The sequence below is a fragment of the Rhizobium sp. 01T444 genome (assembly GCF_056398305.1).
In genome coordinates this window covers 111,349-129,388 of record NZ_JBFTPD010000009.1, presented here as the reverse complement: position 1 = coordinate 129,388, position 18,040 = coordinate 111,349, and the positions used below count along the sequence as shown (strand labels likewise).

The window sequence follows — 18,040 nt, the reverse complement described above, 5'->3', positions numbered from 1 at the left end:
AGCCCGCGGGCTCGACGCGAATAATTCGGTCGACCTAGAGCGATCCACGGCTCTGGAAAGGCCGCGGCATCGTCCAAGCCCTAACGTGCAGGCAGAATTGCGGCGCCGCCTGCCGCCTGAACCGCGAGGCTGCCCATGGCAATGCCTTCGCGCAGGCAGATATCGGCGCTCGCGCCGCCAAGCCAGGCATGGATGAGCCCGGCATTGAAGGCGTCCCCCGCACCGGTCGTATCCACGACGTTGACGGTGGGGGCATTCTGATGGAGGCGCAGATCTCCGGCCGCGAAATAAGCTCCGCCGGCGCCAGCCTTCAACGCCACCGCCGGGAAGCGCTCGGCGAGCCTATCCAGCGCTACGTCCGGATCGGAGTATCCGGTGATGGCGACGGCTTCCTCGACATTCGGAAGGAAGAGATCGACGCCCTCGCAGCGATCGAGGAAATCGTGCTGGTAGATCAGCGTCTCGTCCCAGCTCGGATCGAGAGATACGGTGAGACCGTTCTCCCTCGCCTTTGCGATCAGACCGGGGATTTCCGCCAAGGTGGCAAATTCGGCGATGTGCAGATGACGCGCCTCGTTCCACGCAAGCGCCTCACCGAGCGTAGCCGGCTCCGCGCCGCCGGCACGACGGGACAGAAAGGCCCGCTCCTCGCCATTGTTGATCGCGACCGTGACCTGTGGACCGGCATCAGCCGCCCGGTCGAGAAAACGAAGGTCGACGGCGCTCGCTTTCAGTTCCGCGATCAGGCCATTCGAAAGCCCATCAGTGCCGAGACGGGAGAGCAGAGCCGTCTTGCGGCCGATATGGGCTGAATAAGCGGCCATGATGAAAGCGCCACCGCCTGCTGCAATACGCAAGTCATCGGCAAAGAGCTCACGCCCGAGCACAGGCATGGTCTCCAGTCCTGTGAAAATCAGGTCGCAATAGATCCGGCCGATGCTGAGCACCGCGGATCGCATGTCATTATCAGATGTCATTGGCGCCCGAGGGCCTTTTCCGTTTTTGCATCGAAAACATAGAGAGCACCGGAGGCTGCATGGGCATTCACGGTGCTGCCGACGGCCGGTATCACCTTACCGGGGGCGGTTGCAATCACGGACGTGCCCGTCACATCGAAATGCACCAGCGTTTCGGCGCCGAGCGGCTCGACGGCCGTCACCGTACCTGAGAGCGAAAGGACGCCCGTGCCTTCGCCGATAACCAGATCATGCGGACGCACGCCGATCAGATGCGGACCGCCCTGCCCGATGCGCAAACCATCGGCAGCAGCCGTGCCCGGCAGAAGGTTCATCGACGGGCTGCCGATGAAGCGCGCGGTGAAGACGTCGGCGGGGTTCTCATAGATATCCATCGGCGTTCCCGCCTGCAGGATGTGACCATCCTTCATGACGACGATACGGTCGGCCATGGTCATGGCCTCGACCTGATCATGGGTGACGTAAACGATCGTCGTGCCCAAGCGCTGGTGCAGGCGTTTGATCTCGATGCGCATCTGGGTGCGCAGCTGGGCGTCGAGGTTTGACAACGGTTCGTCGAAGAGGAAGGCAGAGGGATTGCGCACCATAGCGCGGCCGATCGCAACACGCTGACGCTGGCCGCCGGAGAGCGCGGCCGGACGACGGGCAAGATAATCCGTCAACCCGAGGATCTGCGCCGTCTCATCGATGCGCTTGTCCTTGTCCGCCTGCGAGAGCTTGGAGGTGTAGAGACCGAAGCCGATATTCTGGCGCACGCTCATATGCGGATAGATGGCGTAGTTCTGGAACACCATGGCGATGTTTCGCTGTTTCGGCTCGCGCTCGTTGACCACCTCGCCGCCGATCCTCAGCGTGCCGCCGGAAATGTCTTCAAGGCCGGCGATCATGCGCAGCGTCGTCGACTTGCCGCAGCCGGACGGGCCAACGAAGACAACGAATTCACCATCGGCGATCGCGAGATCAATGCCGTGGACGACATCCAGCTTGCCGTAGCGTTTGACGAGCCCCTGCAGTTCAATATTTGCCATCAGGCCGTCCCCATCAATGCCGTGAATCTGGTTTGAAGTTCCTGAGCAGCGGCGGCTTCGCGCGCTGCATTTTCCTGCGCTTGTCTGGCGAATGCGGCAGCCTTTTCCTGGTAGGCTGCAAGCGCATCCGCCATCGGTGCCGGCGCGGGGCCGCCGAAGCGGGCGCGGACGGCAACGAAATGTTCCGGCGAGACGATCTCGGCAAATTGCGCCTTGTCGATACCGGGTTTGCGGCCGGCCAGTTCCTCGAAAGCTGCGAGGAAAGGCTCGTAACCGTCATCCGAAAGACCACCGCCCTTGGCGACCACCGCGCGGGCCGCCGTTGCGGCAATTTCATGCGCCTGACGGAAGGAGAGCCCTTCCAGACGCACCAGCGAATCCGCCAGTTCCGTGATCGTGATGCAGGAGCGGCGGATATTGTCCGCTACGCGCTCGGGATCGATGCTGATCTGGGAAATGAAGGCGGCCAGCAGGTCAAGTACGCGGGCGGCCGAGTGGAAGGCCTCGTAGCCCATGCCCTGCGTTTCGCCTTCGCTGTCGTTCATATCGGTGAAGGGCGTATTGTGCATGACGTCGAGCACAGTGCGGGCGCGGCCGAAGGTCTGGCTCGCGAGATGGCGCATATGCTCGATCGGCACCGGATTTCGCTTCTGCGGCATGATCGAGGAAATCTGCACCAGCGCGTTCGGCACATAGATCTGGCCGACCTCGAAGCTCGTCCAGAACTGGAAATCCTGGATCAGGCGGCCGAGATGCAGGAACATCAGCTCGATCGCGCTATAGGTCGAGGTCGTATAGTCCACAGCGGCGATGCAGCTGTAGGAATTGCGCAGCGGCGCGGCAAAACCCAGCAGTTCGGCAACGCGGGCGCGGTCGATCGGGAAGCCCGACGTTGTGATCGCCGCAGCGCCCATGGGGCTGAGATTGACGATCTCGCGAGCTTCGGCAAAGCGCTCGATATCGCGGATCAGGACTTCAATCGCTGCCGAGAGATAATGACCGAAGGTGGTCGGCTGGGCCGGCTGGCCGTGGGTATAGGCGACGATCAGCGTCTGCTTCTCCCAGTCGGCCGTGGCGATCATCGCATCGAGCAGCTTGCGCGCCTTGACCATGAGCGCATCGATGCGTTCCTTCAGGCCAAGCTTGAACAGCGTATGGTCGATATCGTTGCGTGAGCGCGCCGTATGCAGGCGGCCGGCGATATCGACGCCAATGCGAGCCTTCAGCTCCTTCTCGATGAGGAAGAAAAAGTCTTCGACCTCGCCGGTATAGACGAGCTTTTCGGGATTGATGTCATGGTCGATCGCCTCGAGCGCGCCGGCGATCTTGCCGGCCTGCTCACGGTCGAGAATGCCGGTTTCGACCAGCATGACGAGATGAGCGCGGTCGATGCGGCGGAAGCCATCAACATGATGGGTCTTGGCGCCATCGAAGAGCGGCTTCAACACCGTTTCCTTATAGACAGGATCAGGAAAGACGCTCTTGTCGGAAAGACGGGGGTTGGTTTCGGTCATGTTTTATCCCTTCAGACCGGCCAGCATGACGCCGCGCACGATGTAGCGCTGCAGCACCAGGAAGACGAGCAGCGTCGGCAATGTCGCAAGTGCTGCACCGGTCATGATCATTTCCCATTGGATGGATTGCTCGACGGCAAAGCTCGAGAGGCCCACCGGCAGCGTGTAGAGTTCGCGGCTAGTGGTGACGATCAGAGGCCAGAAGAAGGCCGTCCAGTTGCCAAGGAAGGTGAAGATCGCGAGCGCCGAGAGGGCCGGTGTCACCAGCGGCATCGCCACCTTCCACCAGATCTGGAATTCGTTCAGGCCGTCGATACGGGCGGCTTCCAGAAAATCGTTCGGGACCGTCTCGAAGAACTGCTTCATCAGGAAGGTGCCAAAGGCAGTCATCATGCCCGGGAACATGATGCCCCAGTAGCTGTCCAGCCAGCCGAGTTGCGCCGACATCAGATACCAGGGAATGACGAGCATTTCCGTCGGGATCATCAGGGTCGAGAGGATCGCCAGGAAGATCAGGTAGCGACCACGGAATTCGAACTTGGCGAGCGTATAGCCGACAAGGCTGTCGAAGAAGACGTTCGAGAGCGTCACCGTGCAGGCAACGATCGTCGAGTTCAGGAACCAGCGCATGAAGCGGCCGTCCGAGAGAACGGTGATGTAGTTCTGCAGCGTCGGTTCGGCCGGGATGAGGCGCAGGTCGTAGACCTGGCCTGCTGTCTTCAGCGATGTCGAGAACATGAAGAGCAGCGGCGAGACCATGATCAGGCCACCGATGAAAAGCAGCGTCCAGATGAGGATGGCGCCGGGGCGGATATTGGCTTTCGGCAGCGGTGCCGTGGTGTTCGTGGTCACGGCACTCATTTGCGTTCCCTCAGAATCCAGAGCTGCAGCAGGGAGACGCAGAGCAGGATGGCGAAGAGCACGACGGTCTGCGCGGCTGCATAACCCATGTTGTAGGATGAAAAGGCCGTCTGATAGATCATCAGAACCAGAGGCTTGGTCGATCCGAGCGGGCCGCCGGGATCGTTCGTCGTCATGTTGTAGACCTGATCGAAGATGCGCAGGAAGCCGATCGAGGAGAAGACGACGAGGAAGACGGTCGTCGGCTTCAGGAGCGGCAGAGTGATCTTCCAGAGGATCGGCCATTCGCCGAGACCATCGATCTTCGCAGCCTCGTAGAAGGTGCTCGGGATGGCGCGAAGACCGGCCATGAAGATGATGATCTGGAAGCCGAGGCCAGCCCAGATGGACGTGACCATAATCGACGGCAGCGCCTGATCGACGGAGCGGATGAACTGCTGCTGCGGCAGGCCGATCATGCCGAGCACATCGTTGATGACGCCGATCGGAGCCGGCTGATAGAACCAGCGCCAGACCCAGGCCATGGCGGCAGCCGTCGTCAGGAACGGCAGGAAATAGAGCGCGCGGATCAACCCGTGCAGGAAGCGCACGCGATCCAGGAAGAAGGCCACGACGAACGAGATGATGAGGCTCAGCGGCGTGCCGATGATGAGATAGGTGAAGGTGTTGCGGAAAACCTTCCAGAACTGCGGGTCGTTATAGAGCTTCACATAATTGGCGACGCCGATGAATTTCGGCGGCTTCATCAGGTTCCAATTGGTGAAGGACAGGTAGAAGGCCTGCAGCGTCGGATAAAAACGGATCACGCAGTAAAACAGGATCGGCAGGGCAAGGAATGTCCAGACCCAGACGAGGCGCTTCTGGCGCATCGTCAGCCGATCCCAGAACGATCCGGCGGGACGGCTCAAGGCCGCCCCTTCCGTATTCGCGGGTGCGGAGCTCATGGCCGTCCCTTATTTGCTCTTGGCGTTGTCGATGATTTCCTGCTCGGCGGTTGCGGCCTGAGCAATGGAATCTTCGGGCGACTGGCCTTCCAGGAGAACGCGGTTGACCATGTCGATGGCGTTCTGGCGCTGGCCGGCTTCATCCACGAAGAGCGAGGTGTGCGAATAAGCGAGCGCCTTCAGGAAGGGCGCATAGATCGGGTTCTTGAGGTTTTCGTCGGTCAGAGCAGCTTCGCGGCGGGCCGGCAGTTCGCCGACGGTGCCGAGCCAGATCTTCATGGCTTCTGGCGAGGTCACGTAAGCGAGGAACTTCTTGGAGGCTTCAAGCTTTTCGCCCGATACCTTGGCGCCGATGCCGTTGGCGAAATAGCTTGCATAGTTGGAACGCAGGCCATCCGCATTGGCCGGAAGCTCGGTGACGCCCCATTCGAAATCCTTGATGCTGCCGAAGGAGCCGAGACGGAAAGTGCCGTCGATGGTCATCGCCGCCTTGCCGCCGCGGAAGGCTGCCTGGCCCTCATCCATGAAGCCGGTCTGACCGACCTTCTTTTCGGTCTGCAGGCTGGTGTAGAATTTCAGCGCCTTGATGCCGGCATCGCTATTGTAGGTCACCTTGGAATAGTCGGCAGTATAGGGCTCGCCGCCAAACTGGCGGATCAGCACTTCACGCCACCACTGGTGATCCTGGCCGCCCATGTCGAGCGTCGTGCCTTCGACGGCAATGTTGCCGGCGGCATCGCGCTTGACTGTCTTTTCGGCCGCAGCGACGAATTCATCGACGGTCTGCGGCGGCTTGTTCGGGTCGAGACCGGCTTCCTGGAAGAGCTTCTTGTTGTAGAAGAGCGCCAGCGAACGGACGGCGGTCGGCAGGCCGTAGTAGTCGTCACCGCGCTTCATGGCTGATACGATCGGGAAGAAGTCCTTCTCGATCTGGTCATGCGGGAAAGCGTCTGTTGGCAGCGGCTGCAGTAGTCCACCGGCGATGAACTGGTCGAGCCAGCCATAGAAGAGCTGCATCACATCAGGACCATTGCCGGCGAGATTGGCGGCAACGACGCGCGTCTGGTAGTCGGCATAGGGGAAGGTCGTCTGCTTGACGGTGATGTCAGGATTGGCCTTCTCGAAATTGGCGATCAGCTGGTCCATCGCCTTGACGCGCGTATCGTAGACATACTGCCAATATTCGATTTCGACCGCCTGGGCGCTGTTAACCGCAACCATGCTGATGCCGGCAAAAAGCCCGGCCAATAAGATTCCGCGACGCATATTATCCCTCCATTGCCGAGCCGGCCTTCGAACCGCTCGCGCTCATTTGGTTCCCCAGGGCATCCCGCACATCGGCGGCGCCCCGATTTGATTGGCTCGGGAAGATGGAACTGAGGCTCCTCATCCTCGGCATCGCACTGCGACCCTTTCAGGCTGGTTCGGGCGGAGGGTTTTGTCAATAAGATAATTTAGTTTAATTATTCTATTGCTCCTCTCATGATATCGGCGCTATCCATATCGGCAGAGACGAGGGCGGCGAGATGACACGGCAATCCGGCAAGCAGCAGATCGCGATGGGCAAGAACCCCGAGCGCAGCCGTGACCACAATCGTCGTGTCGTGCTCGATGTCGTACGCATGCATGGTTCGCTCGGCCGCATGCATATCGCCAAGCTGACGCACCTGACTGCGCAGGCGGTGGCCAATATCGTCGACGAGCTCGTCAGCGAAGAGCTGCTGATGGAGATCGGCCGCTTGCGTTCCGGCCGCGGCCAGCCGCCGATCCAGTTTGCCGTCAACCCTGATGGAGCCGTCACGATCGGCGTCGAAATCGCTGCCGACCATATGGTTACGACGGTACTCGACCTTTCCGGCAAGGTGCGTTCCGAGACCATCATGCCGGTGGAGAATACGAGCCCGGAACATATCGTTCCGCTCTTTACCGGCGAGGTGAAGAAGGTCCGCAAGCACTTCCCGTCCAAGCTTCTCGGCATCGGTGTGGTCATGCCTGGCCCCTTCGAGATCGAAGGCATGAGCTCGGTCGGCCCGACCACCCTGCCCGGCTGGAGCAGCATCAATCCGGCTGCATTGCTCAGCGAAGCGAGCGGCGAGACCGTTATCGTCGAAAACGATGCGAATGCTGCCGCCGTCGGCGAGCGGCTGTTCGGTGCGGGCCGCGCCATTTCCAATTTCTGCATGATCTATTTCGGCGTCGGCGTCGGCCTCGGGCTGATCCATGACGGCGCACCTTTCCGTGGCGCCTTCGGCAATGCCGGCGAAATCGGCCATGTGGTCGTTGCCCCGCGCGGAAAACCTTGCCCGTGCGGCCAGCGCGGCTGCCTGGAGCGTTATGCATCCCTGCATGCGCTGAAGGAGAAGCTCACCGAGGCGGGCTATGAGAATGCTGATTTTGCGGCGATCGAAGTGCTGCACCGGGACGGCAATCCCGTCGTGAAGGAGTGGATCGCGGAGACCGCTGACTATCTCTCGCCGATGGTGGCAATGCTGGAAAACGTTCTCGATCCGGAGACCGTCATCCTCGGCGGTGCGCTCCCCGATGCCGTCATCGATGAGATCGTCGCGGCCATGCAGACCCTTCCCGTTTCTGTTGCCAGTCGGCGCACGCGCGCCTTGCCGCGCGTCATTCGCGGCCAGACGGGCCAGTTGACGGCCGCACTTGGCGCAGCGGCGCTGCCGCTCTTCGAAGCCGTCACCCCCAAACTCGACATTTCACCGACCGCCGTCGCCGATAACGCAGCTTAAGATGCGCGCCACCGGTCTGCCCCAATGGAGGAACCATGCTGACCGATCGAGATCGTATTGAGAAACAGAAGCGGAGCCTTTCGCTCACGCGGCTGCACCGGGCCCTGTCCCGCCTGACCTCGACCGTCACCATGATGAATACCGGCGCGCATCCCGATGACGAGCATAACGGCCTGCTCGCCTATCTGCGCCTCGGCCTCGGCATGCGCGTCATCGTCGCCTGCTCGACGCGCGGCGAAGGCGGGCAGAATGCGCTCGGACCGGAACGGCTCGGCGCGCTCGGCATCATGCGAAGCCGCGAGATGGAAGAGGCTGCCTACGAACTCGACGCCGATGTCTACTGGCTCGGCCACGGCCCTGATGATCCGATCCATGATTTCGGCTTCTCCAAGAATGGTGACCGGACATTCGACCGATGGGGCGAAAAGCGCATCGTCGAGCGGCTAGTGCGGGCCTATCGCACGGAGCGTCCCGATATCGTGCTGCCGACCTTTCTCGACGTACCGGGTCAGCATGGGCACCACCGCGCGATGACGCGGGCGGCGGAAGCCGCTGTCGGACTTGCCGCCGATCCCTCGGCTTTTCCCGAACATTTCGACGAGGGTCTGTCGCCATGGCAGGTCGCGAAATTCTATCTGCCGGCATGGTCAGGCGGCGGGGATACCTACGATGACGAAGTGCCGCCGCCGGTTATGACATTGCCGCTCGAAGCCACTGATCTCGAACCTGTCAGCGGCGTCACCTACGACCATATCGGCGAATGGTCGCGGTATTACCATGCCTCTCAGGGCATGGGCCGCTGGTACGATATCGGCGATACCGAATGGCCACTGCATCTGAAGCTCAGCGCGCAGGGTTCCGTCGCGGAGGCGTCCATCCTCGATTCGCTTCCCTCGACGCTCGCCGATCTCGCCCGCGAAACGGAGCTGCCGCAAAGTGTCGTCGATGCGCTGATGCGCGCGGATGGCGCAATCGGCAAGGCGATCGAGCGCTTTCCGGAACGATCCGCCATCGTCGATGCGCTGCTACAGGCGGCACATCAAGTTGAAAAGGCGCTTGAGGAAGCGCCTGACGCCTTCCTCGAAACGCACGGGCATCGTCTGCAGCGCAAGCTCGTGGAAATCGATGCCGCACTTTGCGAAGCCGAACAGGTCTTCGTCCGGGCGGTTGCCGAACCCGCCGCGCTTTCGCCTGGAGCAACCGGCACGCTGATCCTTCATCTCAGCGGCAATGCCGGAACCGCTGTTGTCGACGCCAGCATCAGATTGCCGGCAGGCATTTCGGCGAGCGTCAAGGAAACCTCGCCGAAGCAGATTGTGTATGCGCTGACAGCAACCGCAGATGCGCCGCTCACGCGGCAATATCAGCCAGGATGGTCGAGCCTCGGCGGCAACGGCAATGCCTTCGTCGAGGTAAGGGCACAGGTCGGAAGCCGTTCAGTCACGGTGACCGTCGATCTTGAGGAGCCGCTTACAGTCGCGCCGCAACACTCGCTGAACCTTCAGCCCAATGCTTTCATCATTCCCGTAGATGGCGAGAGGCCGGAGCTGGAGATCAAGGCTGCGTCTGCAGGACCTGTCAGCTTTTCCGCGCCGGCCGGCTGGGCGATCAAGGAGGCTGATGGCGCGCTTACGCTTTCCCCTCCTACCTCGATAAGGCCTGGCCTCTTCGCCATCACGCCGCTCGTGGACGGGCAGCCGGCGATGCGCATCTCGCCGATCGCCTATCCGCATATCGGCCGCACCAGCTTTCGCGAACCGGAACTGCTGCGCGTTTTGGCGCTCGACCTCAAACTGCCTGATGGCGCCAAGATCGGCTATGTCGGCGGCGGTGCCGATCGCGTCGGGCTCTGGCTTGGCCGCATGGGGCTCGATGTCACCGAACTCGATGCGCGGGCCCTGTCCGGCGATCTCTCGCGCTTTACGACCATCGTCGTCGGCATCTTCGCCTTCGGCAGCCGCAAGGATCTGGCAGCTGCAACCGCCCGCCTGCATCGCTTCGTGGAAGATGGCGGCCACCTGCTGACGCTCTATCATCGCCCGAGCGATGGCTGGCGACCGGATGCCACGCCGCCGAAGCGCATCGATATCGGCTCGCCCTCCGTCCGTTGGCGCGTGACCGATCCGGCAGCAGAGGTGACTGTGCTGGAGCCCGAGCATCCACTGCTTAAGGGGCCGAACAGGATCACATCCGTGGACTGGGATGGCTGGGACAAGGAGCGCGGCCTCTATTTCGCCGCCCGCTGGGACGAGGCCTATGTACCGCTGCTTGCCATGCATGACCCCGAGGAACAACCACTCAAGGGCGCATTGATTTCGGCTGAAATCGGCAAGGGGCGGCATACACATACGAGCCTCGTACTGCATCACCAGCTCGACAAGCTGACATCAGGTGCCTTCCGGCTGATCGCCAATCTCGTCCAGCCCGCCTGAGGCAACAGGAATGGATGCATCCACTGCAGCCAGGGACAGCCGTTTCGGCATTGTCTGGCTGCTTTCCGATACGACGCTGGTGACCGGCATGACGGTGCTGGTGAAGATGCAGGGTGCGTCCTATCCGGCGATCCAACTCGTCTTTATCCGCGCGCTGATCGGGCTCGTGCTTATCTTGCCATTAATTTGGCGACACCGCCGGCAGCTTGCCGGTTCCAGGGATCCCCTGCGCAACATCATGCGCATCAGCTGCAATGCCGTCGCGCTGACCAGCAATTTCGTGGCGCTGACCATGCTGCCGCTGGTGCTCGTCAATGCACTTGGCTTCACGCGGCCGCTGGTTTCGATGCTGATGGCCGTCGCCATGCTCGGCGAGAGGGTCAGCCGGTGGCGGTGGATCGGCGCGGTATTTGCCTTCGTCGGCGTGCTGATCATGTTAGCGCCGGATACATTCGCCTGGAATTTCGGGCTGTTGGCAGTGCTCCTCTCGATCATCTTCGGGGCGCTGGCGACGATCCAGACTCGGATGCTGCATTACGAAAACACGACTGTGATGATGGTCTTCTATACGGCCGGCCTGACCGTCATCACCTTCATTCCGGCGCTTTTCGTATGGCAACCGGTACGCAGCGAGGATTGGCCCGCCCTGCTCGGAATCGGACTGCTGGCGCAGATCGGGCAATTCTGCTTCCTGCGCGCCTATCAGATCGCCAGCGCCAGTCTGCTTGCGCCGTTCGGTTATCTGTCAATCGTCTTTGCAACGGCGAGCGGCTATGTCTTCTTTAGTGAGGTGCCGGACTTGCGCACGCTCATCGGCATAATCGTCATCATCGCAACGCTGCAGGCAGTCGCCTTCCTGGAACGACGCAAACGCTAGCGTAGCGTCGGGTCCAGCCTGTCGCGGAGCCAGTCACCCACAACGGAGACGGACAGAGTAGTGATGACGATCACCGCGGCCGGCATGAGCATGATCCAGGGTGCGGACTGGATATAGTCGCGACCGTAACCCACCATATTGCCGAGGCTCGTCTGTGGCGGCTGCAGACCGATGCCGAGGAAGGAGAGGCTCGATTCCAGCAGGATCACAGCGGGGATGTTGAGCGTCATGGCGATGACGATCATGGCGGAGATATTCGGCAGGATGTGGCGCAGATAGATACGCCAGGGCGAAGCGCCGATGTCGCGTGCCGCCGCCGCATAGCCCTGCGCATTGGCCGAGATCGCAAGCCCCCGGGCGATGCGGGTCACCTGCTCCCAGCCGTACAGGCCGAGCAGCATGATGAAGATCGGAAGCGAATTGCCGAGGAAGGCGAGCACGGCGATTGAGATGATCATGAAAGGCATGGCAAGCTGCGCATCGACGAAGGTCAGAATGACCTGATCGACCCAGCTGCGGAAATAGGCGGCGATAAAGCCGAGCGTCACGCCGACCACGGTCGAGAGCATCGTGGCGCATATGGCGATGGTCAGCGAGATGCGGATCGAGATCAGCGCACGCGAAAACACGTCGCGGCCGAGCTGGTCCGTTCCGAGGATATGAGCGAAATCGCCGCCGAAGAAGACAGGTGGTTTCAGGCGTGCGCGTACATCGACCGCCATGAAATCATAGGGGACGATCAGCGGCGCGATCACGGCGACCAGGATCACCAGAGCAAGCCAAAAAATCGCGATCAGAACCGCCGGCGGCCAGGCCTCCAGAAAAGCGGTGATCTTCTTCTTTTCCTCGATGACGCTGCCGCTGGCGGCAATCTGCTGGTCGATAGCCATTTCGTTCTCCCTCAAGCTGTGACGCCGCGACCGCGGCTGCGCATCCGCGGATCGATAAGCCCGTAGAGCAGATCGACCACGAGGTTGGAAATCACCATCATCAGACCGATCAGGAGCACGATGACCTGCACCACGGCGAGATCGCGCGCCTGGACCGAGGAGACGAGCAGCCGGCCGATACCCGGCCAGGAGAAGACGCTTTCGACGATGACCGCGCCACCGACGAGATTGCCCATCATGAAGCCGAAGATCGTGACGATCGGCACGGCGGCATTCGGCAACACATGGCGGGTGACGACCTCCGAGGACCGCACGCCCTTGGCGGCTGCGGTGCGCACGAAGGGGCGGCCAATCACCTCGATCATGGCCGAGCGCGTGTAGCGGGCAATGATGGCGGCACCTGCAATGCTCAACGTCGCGATCGGCAGGATCATGTGGGCGTAGGTCGAATAACCGCCTGACGGCAGCCAACGCAATTGCACGGCAAAGATCAGCGCCAGCACTAGGCCGAGCACGAAGGTCGGCACCGTGAAGCCGAGGACTGAGAGTGACATGATGAAGCGGTCGAAGAAGGAATTACGATACAGCGCCGCAGTGACGCCGGCCGTGATGCCGAGCGCGGTCTTGATGAACAGCGTCGGCACCATGATCTGAAGCGTCGCGGGCAACCTCGCCAGCACGGACTCAATCGCCGATCGGTTCTCGCGCATCGAATTTCCGAGATCGCCGTGGATGATGGCGATCAGGTACTTATAGAACTGCACCCAGAGCGGCTGATCGAGGCCCCACTGACGACGGAAGGCGGCAATCACCTCAGGCTGGGTTTGCGCCGGATCGAAGAAGCGCGTCGCGGGATCGCCGGCAACACGCAGAATGATGAAGGTAAAGGTGACGATGATGAAGAGCGTCACCAGCGCCCGCAGCAGGCGGATCAGAATGAATTGCAGCATGTCAGGCCGCCTCCCCGCCTGTTAGCGACGGATTGTTGACGAGATGGCAGGCGACGGAGCGGCCGCCTTCGGCGATGAGTTCGGGTTTGAGCGAACGGCAGACCGGGCGCGCCTCCGGACAGCGTGTGTGGAAGGGACAGCCGGAGGGTACGTTGACGGGATTGGGCGGATCGCCGGTCAGGATGATGCGGCTGCGCGCCGGTCTTCCCGGTTGCGGCACGGCCGAAACCAGGGCCTTCGTATATGGGTGGGCCGGAGACTGCAGGATATCTTCCGGTATGCCCATCTCGACGATGCCACCGAGATACATGACGGCCACGCGGTCCGAGACCTGGCGCACGACCTTCAGATCGTGGCTGATGAAGACGCCGGTAAAGCCGGTGCGGGCGCGGATATCCTCGAAGACATTCAACACCTGTGCCTGCACCGAAACATCGAGGGCCGAGACCGGCTCGTCACAGACCAGCAGCTCCGGCTCCATCGAGAGGGCGCGGGCGATGATGACGCGCTGGCGCTGGCCGCCTGAGAGTTCATGCGGATAGCGGCTGCCGTGATGGGCGATCAGGCCGACGGCGGCCATCACTTCGGCGACGCGGCGCTTGCGGTCGGCCGGCGTCATTTCGGGATTATGGATGATCAGAGGCTCTTCGATCTGGCCGGCAACGGCGATGCGCGGATCGAGCGCGCCGAGCGGATCCTGATAGATCATCTGCATGCGTTTGCGCATGGCACGCCAATGGGCGTTCGGCACCGCACCGACTGGCTCGCCGCCGAACCAGACATCTCCTGATGTCGGCGGGACATGGCCGAGCAGCAGCCGCGCGGTCGTCGACTTGCCGCTGCCGCTTTCGCCAACGATGCCGAACATTTCGCCCGGCGCCACGGTGAAAGTCAGGCCATCGACTGCCTTGAGGGTCTTTGCCGACGAGAACAGGCCGCTGCGCTGGCGGAGCGTATAGTGGCGCTTCAGCGCGCGAACGGAGAGAGCGCCCTTCACTACGCCACTCCCGCAGCATTTGCCTGAACGACAGCTGATGTCTTCGGCACAAAGGAGGATACCGCGCCGAGATGGACGCAGGCAGCCAGGTGCCTGTCATCCACGCCCGCCGAACGCATGGGCGGCACGCAGTGCAGGCAGTCCTCATCGGCCAGCATGCAGCGCGGCGAGAAGGTACAGCCCGGCGGCAGCGCGCTCGGCGGCGGTACCGTGCCGGGAATGGCCATCAGACGCTGACGCGGGCCGTCGATGCGCGGCAGCGCGGCGATCAGGCCGCGCGTATAGGGATGGGCCGGATTGGCGAACAGATCCGATGTCGGGCTATCCTCGACGATGCGGCCGCAATACATGACCGCGACACGTTCGGTCATTTCTGCCACCATGCCGAGATCGTGCGAGATCAGCACCAGCGCCATGCCGCGCTCGCGCCTGATGTCGTCGAGCAGGTCAAGAATCTGTGCCTGGATGGTCGCGTCGAGCGCGGTCGTCGGCTCATCGGCAACGAGAAGATCAGGATTGCCGGCAAGCGCCATGGCGATCATGACACGCTGGTTCATGCCGCCGGAAAATTCATGCGGATATTCGCCGAGCCGCTGGCGGGCATTGGCGATGCCGACGCGGTCGATCAACCTTTCGGCCTCCTTGCGGGCCGCCTCCCCCCGCATGCCCTGATGCAGTCGCAGCGCCTCCGTCAACTGCCAGCCGATCTTGTGCAGCGGATTGAGCGAGCTCGACGGGTCCTGGAAGATCATGGCGATCCGCCCGCCACGCACGCGGCTGAGCGTTGCGTCGTCGGCACCCAGTATCTCCTGGCCGTCTGATGTCACAGAGCCGCTGACACGAGCGTTGCGGCCGAGAAGGCCGAGCGCCGCCATCCAGGTGATCGACTTGCCGCAGCCGGATTCGCCGACGATGCCGAGCACCTCGCCGCGGGAGAGTGTCAGATCGATGCCGTGCAGCGCACGGGTGAAATGGCGGTTGCTCTCGAAATCGACCGAGAGATTGCGGATTTCAACAAGGCTCGACGGCGTGCTCATGCTCGTCCTTCCGTTACTGACTCTCTTGCTGGGTGATATTGCCGACCTGCAGGACGTAACGTTCCCGGCCTTCCAGGATCACGCAGCTCAAGATCTGCTGCACATAGGCGCCGGTATCGACGTTGATGCGGTTCGGAAAGCTTTCGACTGCATCGCGGTGGCTGTGTCCGTGGACGACGACCTTGCCGAAATTCTTGCGCGAGAGCAGAAACTTGTCGCGTATCCATGTCAGATCCTCACGCCGCTGATCGGCGAGCGGGCGATCCGGATCGACCCCGGCATGGGCGAAGAAATAATCGCCATCGCTGTGCGAGAATGGCAGCGAGAGCATGAAATCCTTATGACGTTTCGGAAGCGCGGACAGAAATTGCTGCCGCAGCGCCTCGGCAAGATCCGGATCGGCTACTGCTGCGAGCACATCATCTTTCGAGAGCCCGTAGGAGGTGAGCGTCTCAAGTCCACCCTTCAAAGCCCAGGGCGAAACGACACCGGCATCGTCGACAAAGGCGATCAGCCAATCGTCATGATTGCCTCTGAGGCACATAACCTGCGCATTGGCCGGCGGGTTTGCCCTGTGGTCGATGATCATGTCGATGACATCAAGAGAATTCGGACCGCGGTCGATGAGATCGCCCAGATAGATGATCAGCGCCTGCTCTGCCGGGTGCTGCTCCATATCGGCAGCAATCGCCTGCTGCATGGCTTCGAGAAGATTGCCATAGCCGTGGATATCGCCGATCGCATAGATCCGGCGCGCGCCTGTAACGGCAGGGCTTGCAGTGTCGAATTCAGGCCAGTCACCATCCGTCCTGTCGACGGGCAGCACGCGGCGCATCGGGGCAATCATCAATACTATCCTCGGGAGAATGGAGGGCGGGTTGGCCAGCACCCCGCCCCGCCTGCATTACTTCTTGATGGAGAAAGCGCCCGGACGGAAATCCATGACGAACATGGCCGACGGCTTCCACTGGATGTCGGCGCGCTTGCCGTAGAGGATGGCGTTCTGGTGCAGGACGATCAGAGCCGGATCCTCGACTTCGATGATTTCAAGCGCGCGAGCGAAGGCTTTCTTGACTTCGGCCCTGTCTGTCGAGGTGTTCAGGACGTTGCAGAGCTTGTCGAACTCCTCGTTCTTCCACATGCCGGTCTTCGGGTTCGTACCGCTGTGGTAGGTGCCGTTCGGGCAATTGTTGGCGAGCAGCGCGACCGGATAGGCGAAATATGCCGTATTCGAGAGATCCTGCATCATACGATCAGGAGCGGGGTCGTTCGGGTTGTCGACAACCGAGAAGTCGATGTTGAAGCCGATATTGCGCAGATTATCGAGATCGAACTGGGCGACCGTCAGCTCGTTCGGATAATAGTCGTTGTGCACGCGATAGGTGATCGGTTCGCCCTTGTAACCGGCCTCGGCCAACAGCTTCTTGGCGAACTCCGGATCGTAGGCCGGCGACTTGAAATCGTCCACGAAGAGATCGCCGAACAGCTTATGCTGGAAGCCCTGCGGAACGGCGGTAAGGCCACCCCAGAGCGAGTCGACGATCGTCTGGCGGTCGATCGAGTGCGAGAGAGCCTGGCGGATCAGCTTGTTCTTCAGCGGGCCGTTGTTGGTGTCGAGCGCGATGAAGCGGATATTGGCAACCGGACCGCCGGCGACTTCGAAATCGGAATTGCCCTTGATCATCGGAACCTGGTCCGGACCGACGTCGCTAACGATGTCGTATTCGCCGGATAGCAGGCCGTTGATGCGGCTTGCGGCTTCTGGAACGATGTTGAAGTTCAGCTTGGCGATCGGTGGCTTGCCGCCCCAGTAATCGTCATGGGCAACGAGATGGATGGCTGAACCCTGATCGACGCTGTCGACCTTGTAAGGGCCGGTTGCGACTGGATGCAGGGCGAAATCCTTCCAGGACTTAGCGTTCTGGAAGGCGCGCTTGGAGATGATGGCGGCATAGTTGACGCGGGCGAGACGCGCTTCGGTGTCAAGCGTCGACTTCTGCATGACAAAGCGGACGGTGTAGTCATCGACCTTCTCGACCGACTTCAAGAGCGGCCATTCAGACTTGCGGCCTGCGGCGGTAACGGCCGGAGGAACGATGCCGGTCGTGCCGTCGGCGCGGGCGAAGGTGGGCTGGTTGGCGTCACGGGCCTTTGCCTGTTCCGGCAGCAGGCCATAGCGTTCGTCGGAGAAGGAGAAGACCACGTCATCGGCCTTCATCTCATCACCGTTGTGGAACTTGACGCCCTGGCGCAGCTTCACTTCCAGGATCTCAGGCGAAACCCACTTCCATTCGGTGGCGAGGCCCGGTTTGGCGCCGAGGTTCGGATCGGACAGATCGAGCGCGATCAGCTGCTCGTAGATGTCGTTCTGATATTTGCGGGCTGCCGTACCCGTATTGTCGGTCGTGTCGAGCGTCCCGGCGCTGCCCATGCTCTGCAGCGCGACATTGATGGTCGGACGGTCTTCGGCACGCGCGATCTGGTTGAAGCCGAGGACTGTAGTGGCAAGAAGGGCTGATGTCAGTGACAATGTTCTGAAATTCATGTTCATGGCTATGTCTCCGTTCGGAAAAATGGCGCCGGCTTCGGAAAGCCGGCATGGCTTCGCCGTTCGCCTGTCACTCCTCAGTCGGCCTGCGTCCGGGATCTGAATGAAGCGCCCCGGCTAATCGGGGCGCTGTTTGGTGAAAATGCTTAAAGCGTGCCGCGATCTTTCAGATGCGTCTGCCACGCTTTAGTTTTTTGTTTTGCGTATGCCGTTATCGCAAAACCGCTGCGCGTTTTTG

Annotated in this window: 15 protein-coding genes; 3 read left to right on the top strand and 12 right to left on the bottom strand. The window is 61.5% G+C overall.

Features of this window, described 5'->3' with window-relative positions; all coding sequences use genetic code 11:
* Nucleotides 1-80: 80 nt before the first annotated feature.
* From AC1DTN_RS15180 to AC1DTN_RS15155, 6 genes are read right to left on the bottom strand one after another with little or no spacing between them, the layout of a single operon-like run.
* Nucleotides 81-977 carry a carbohydrate kinase family protein gene (locus tag AC1DTN_RS15180; protein WP_439014916.1) on the bottom strand — a complete coding sequence of 299 codons (897 nt, stop codon included), beginning with the start codon at nucleotides 975-977 and terminating at the stop codon, nucleotides 81-83.
* Nucleotides 974-2,005, bottom strand: coding sequence for an ABC transporter ATP-binding protein (locus AC1DTN_RS15175; protein WP_439014915.1), 1,032 nt, complete (start codon nucleotides 2,003-2,005; stop codon nucleotides 974-976). Before AC1DTN_RS15175 ends, AC1DTN_RS15180 begins: the two co-directional genes overlap by 4 nt.
* Nucleotides 2,005-3,519: an argininosuccinate lyase gene (argH, locus tag AC1DTN_RS15170; RefSeq protein ID WP_477921564.1), complete on the bottom strand. Its 1,515-nt coding sequence runs from the start codon at nucleotides 3,517-3,519 to the stop codon at nucleotides 2,005-2,007. The genes AC1DTN_RS15175 and argH overlap by 1 nt, the downstream gene beginning before the upstream one ends.
* Nucleotides 3,520-3,522: 3 nt before the next feature.
* Nucleotides 3,523-4,380 carry a carbohydrate ABC transporter permease gene (locus AC1DTN_RS15165; RefSeq protein WP_310389578.1) on the bottom strand — a complete coding sequence of 286 codons (858 nt, stop codon included), beginning with the start codon at nucleotides 4,378-4,380 and terminating at the stop codon, nucleotides 3,523-3,525.
* Nucleotides 4,377-5,324 carry a carbohydrate ABC transporter permease gene (locus AC1DTN_RS15160; protein ID WP_113319885.1) on the bottom strand — a complete coding sequence of 316 codons (948 nt, stop codon included), beginning with the start codon at nucleotides 5,322-5,324 and terminating at the stop codon, nucleotides 4,377-4,379. Before AC1DTN_RS15160 ends, AC1DTN_RS15165 begins: the two co-directional genes overlap by 4 nt.
* 9 nt (nucleotides 5,325-5,333) lie before the next feature.
* A complete protein-coding gene (locus AC1DTN_RS15155; protein ID WP_439014913.1) occupies nucleotides 5,334-6,590 on the bottom strand; it encodes an extracellular solute-binding protein in 1,257 nt (418 codons plus the stop codon).
* Between the two features lie 260 nt (nucleotides 6,591-6,850).
* On the opposite strand from AC1DTN_RS15155, the gene AC1DTN_RS15150 reads away from it, so the two are divergent.
* The 3 genes from AC1DTN_RS15150 to AC1DTN_RS15140 are packed head-to-tail and all read left to right on the top strand — an operon-like array spanning nucleotide 6,851 to nucleotide 11,380.
* On the top strand, nucleotides 6,851-8,071 hold the full coding sequence (locus AC1DTN_RS15150) for an ROK family protein (RefSeq protein ID WP_439014912.1): 1,221 nt from the start codon (nucleotides 6,851-6,853) through the stop codon (nucleotides 8,069-8,071).
* A 35-nt stretch (nucleotides 8,072-8,106) separates the two neighbouring features.
* Entirely contained in the window at nucleotides 8,107-10,503 is a 2,397-nt protein-coding gene (locus tag AC1DTN_RS15145; RefSeq protein ID WP_477921563.1) for a PIG-L family deacetylase, read from the top strand.
* A gap of 10 nt (nucleotides 10,504-10,513) precedes the next feature.
* Nucleotides 10,514-11,380 carry a DMT family transporter gene (locus AC1DTN_RS15140; protein ID WP_477921562.1) on the top strand — a complete coding sequence of 289 codons (867 nt, stop codon included), beginning with the start codon at nucleotides 10,514-10,516 and terminating at the stop codon, nucleotides 11,378-11,380.
* On the opposite strand, the gene AC1DTN_RS15135 is transcribed toward AC1DTN_RS15140, so the two are convergent.
* From AC1DTN_RS15135 to AC1DTN_RS15110, 6 genes are read right to left on the bottom strand one after another with little or no spacing between them, the layout of a single operon-like run.
* Complete coding sequence (locus AC1DTN_RS15135; protein WP_477921560.1) at nucleotides 11,377-12,270, bottom strand: ABC transporter permease; 894 nt, start codon at nucleotides 12,268-12,270, stop codon at nucleotides 11,377-11,379. The two genes, AC1DTN_RS15140 and AC1DTN_RS15135, sit on opposite strands and share 4 nt — an antisense overlap.
* Before the next feature lie 11 nt (nucleotides 12,271-12,281).
* Nucleotides 12,282-13,220, bottom strand: a complete 939-nt coding sequence (locus tag AC1DTN_RS15130) for an ABC transporter permease (protein WP_439014908.1) — start codon at nucleotides 13,218-13,220, stop codon at nucleotides 12,282-12,284.
* Nucleotide 13,221: 1 nt separating this feature from the next.
* Nucleotides 13,222-14,217, bottom strand: coding sequence for an ABC transporter ATP-binding protein (locus AC1DTN_RS15125; protein ID WP_439014907.1), 996 nt, complete (start codon nucleotides 14,215-14,217; stop codon nucleotides 13,222-13,224).
* A complete protein-coding gene (locus tag AC1DTN_RS15120) occupies nucleotides 14,217-15,254 on the bottom strand; it encodes an ABC transporter ATP-binding protein (protein ID WP_477921559.1) in 1,038 nt (345 codons plus the stop codon). Before AC1DTN_RS15120 ends, AC1DTN_RS15125 begins: the two co-directional genes overlap by 1 nt.
* Before the next feature lie 13 nt (nucleotides 15,255-15,267).
* Nucleotides 15,268-16,101, bottom strand: a complete 834-nt coding sequence (locus AC1DTN_RS15115) for a metallophosphoesterase family protein (RefSeq protein ID WP_439014905.1) — start codon at nucleotides 16,099-16,101, stop codon at nucleotides 15,268-15,270.
* 57 nt (nucleotides 16,102-16,158) lie between these two features.
* The gene (locus AC1DTN_RS15110) at nucleotides 16,159-17,805 is read right to left on the bottom strand and encodes an ABC transporter substrate-binding protein (protein ID WP_477921557.1); all 1,647 of its coding nucleotides are present in this window, start codon (nucleotides 17,803-17,805) and stop codon (nucleotides 16,159-16,161) included.
* Nucleotides 17,806-18,040: the final 235 nt, after the last annotated feature.

Excerpts from the sequence above, each read along its gene's own strand:
- AC1DTN_RS15160 (WP_113319885.1), bottom strand. The coding sequence starts at position 5,324 with ATGAGCTCCGCACCCGCGAATACGGAAGGGGCGGCCTTGAGCCGTCCC.
- AC1DTN_RS15145 (WP_477921563.1), top strand. The coding sequence starts at position 8,107 with ATGCTGACCGATCGAGATCGTATTGAGAAACAGAAGCGGAGCCTTTCG.
- AC1DTN_RS15120 (WP_477921559.1), bottom strand. The coding sequence starts at position 15,254 with ATGAGCACGCCGTCGAGCCTTGTTGAAATCCGCAATCTCTCGGTCGAT.
- AC1DTN_RS15155 (WP_439014913.1), bottom strand. The coding sequence starts at position 6,590 with ATGCGTCGCGGAATCTTATTGGCCGGGCTTTTTGCCGGCATCAGCATG.
- AC1DTN_RS15115 (WP_439014905.1), bottom strand. The coding sequence starts at position 16,101 with ATGATTGCCCCGATGCGCCGCGTGCTGCCCGTCGACAGGACGGATGGT.
- AC1DTN_RS15165 (WP_310389578.1), bottom strand. The coding sequence starts at position 4,380 with ATGAGTGCCGTGACCACGAACACCACGGCACCGCTGCCGAAAGCCAAT.
- AC1DTN_RS15110 (WP_477921557.1), bottom strand. The coding sequence starts at position 17,805 with ATGAACATGAATTTCAGAACATTGTCACTGACATCAGCCCTTCTTGCC.
- argH (WP_477921564.1), bottom strand. The coding sequence starts at position 3,519 with ATGACCGAAACCAACCCCCGTCTTTCCGACAAGAGCGTCTTTCCTGAT.
- AC1DTN_RS15135 (WP_477921560.1), bottom strand. The coding sequence starts at position 12,270 with ATGGCTATCGACCAGCAGATTGCCGCCAGCGGCAGCGTCATCGAGGAA.
- AC1DTN_RS15140 (WP_477921562.1), top strand. The coding sequence starts at position 10,514 with ATGGATGCATCCACTGCAGCCAGGGACAGCCGTTTCGGCATTGTCTGG.
- AC1DTN_RS15130 (WP_439014908.1), bottom strand. The coding sequence starts at position 13,220 with ATGCTGCAATTCATTCTGATCCGCCTGCTGCGGGCGCTGGTGACGCTC.
- AC1DTN_RS15175 (WP_439014915.1), bottom strand. The coding sequence starts at position 2,005 with ATGGCAAATATTGAACTGCAGGGGCTCGTCAAACGCTACGGCAAGCTG.
- AC1DTN_RS15150 (WP_439014912.1), top strand. The coding sequence starts at position 6,851 with ATGACACGGCAATCCGGCAAGCAGCAGATCGCGATGGGCAAGAACCCC.
- AC1DTN_RS15180 (WP_439014916.1), bottom strand. The coding sequence starts at position 977 with ATGACATCTGATAATGACATGCGATCCGCGGTGCTCAGCATCGGCCGG.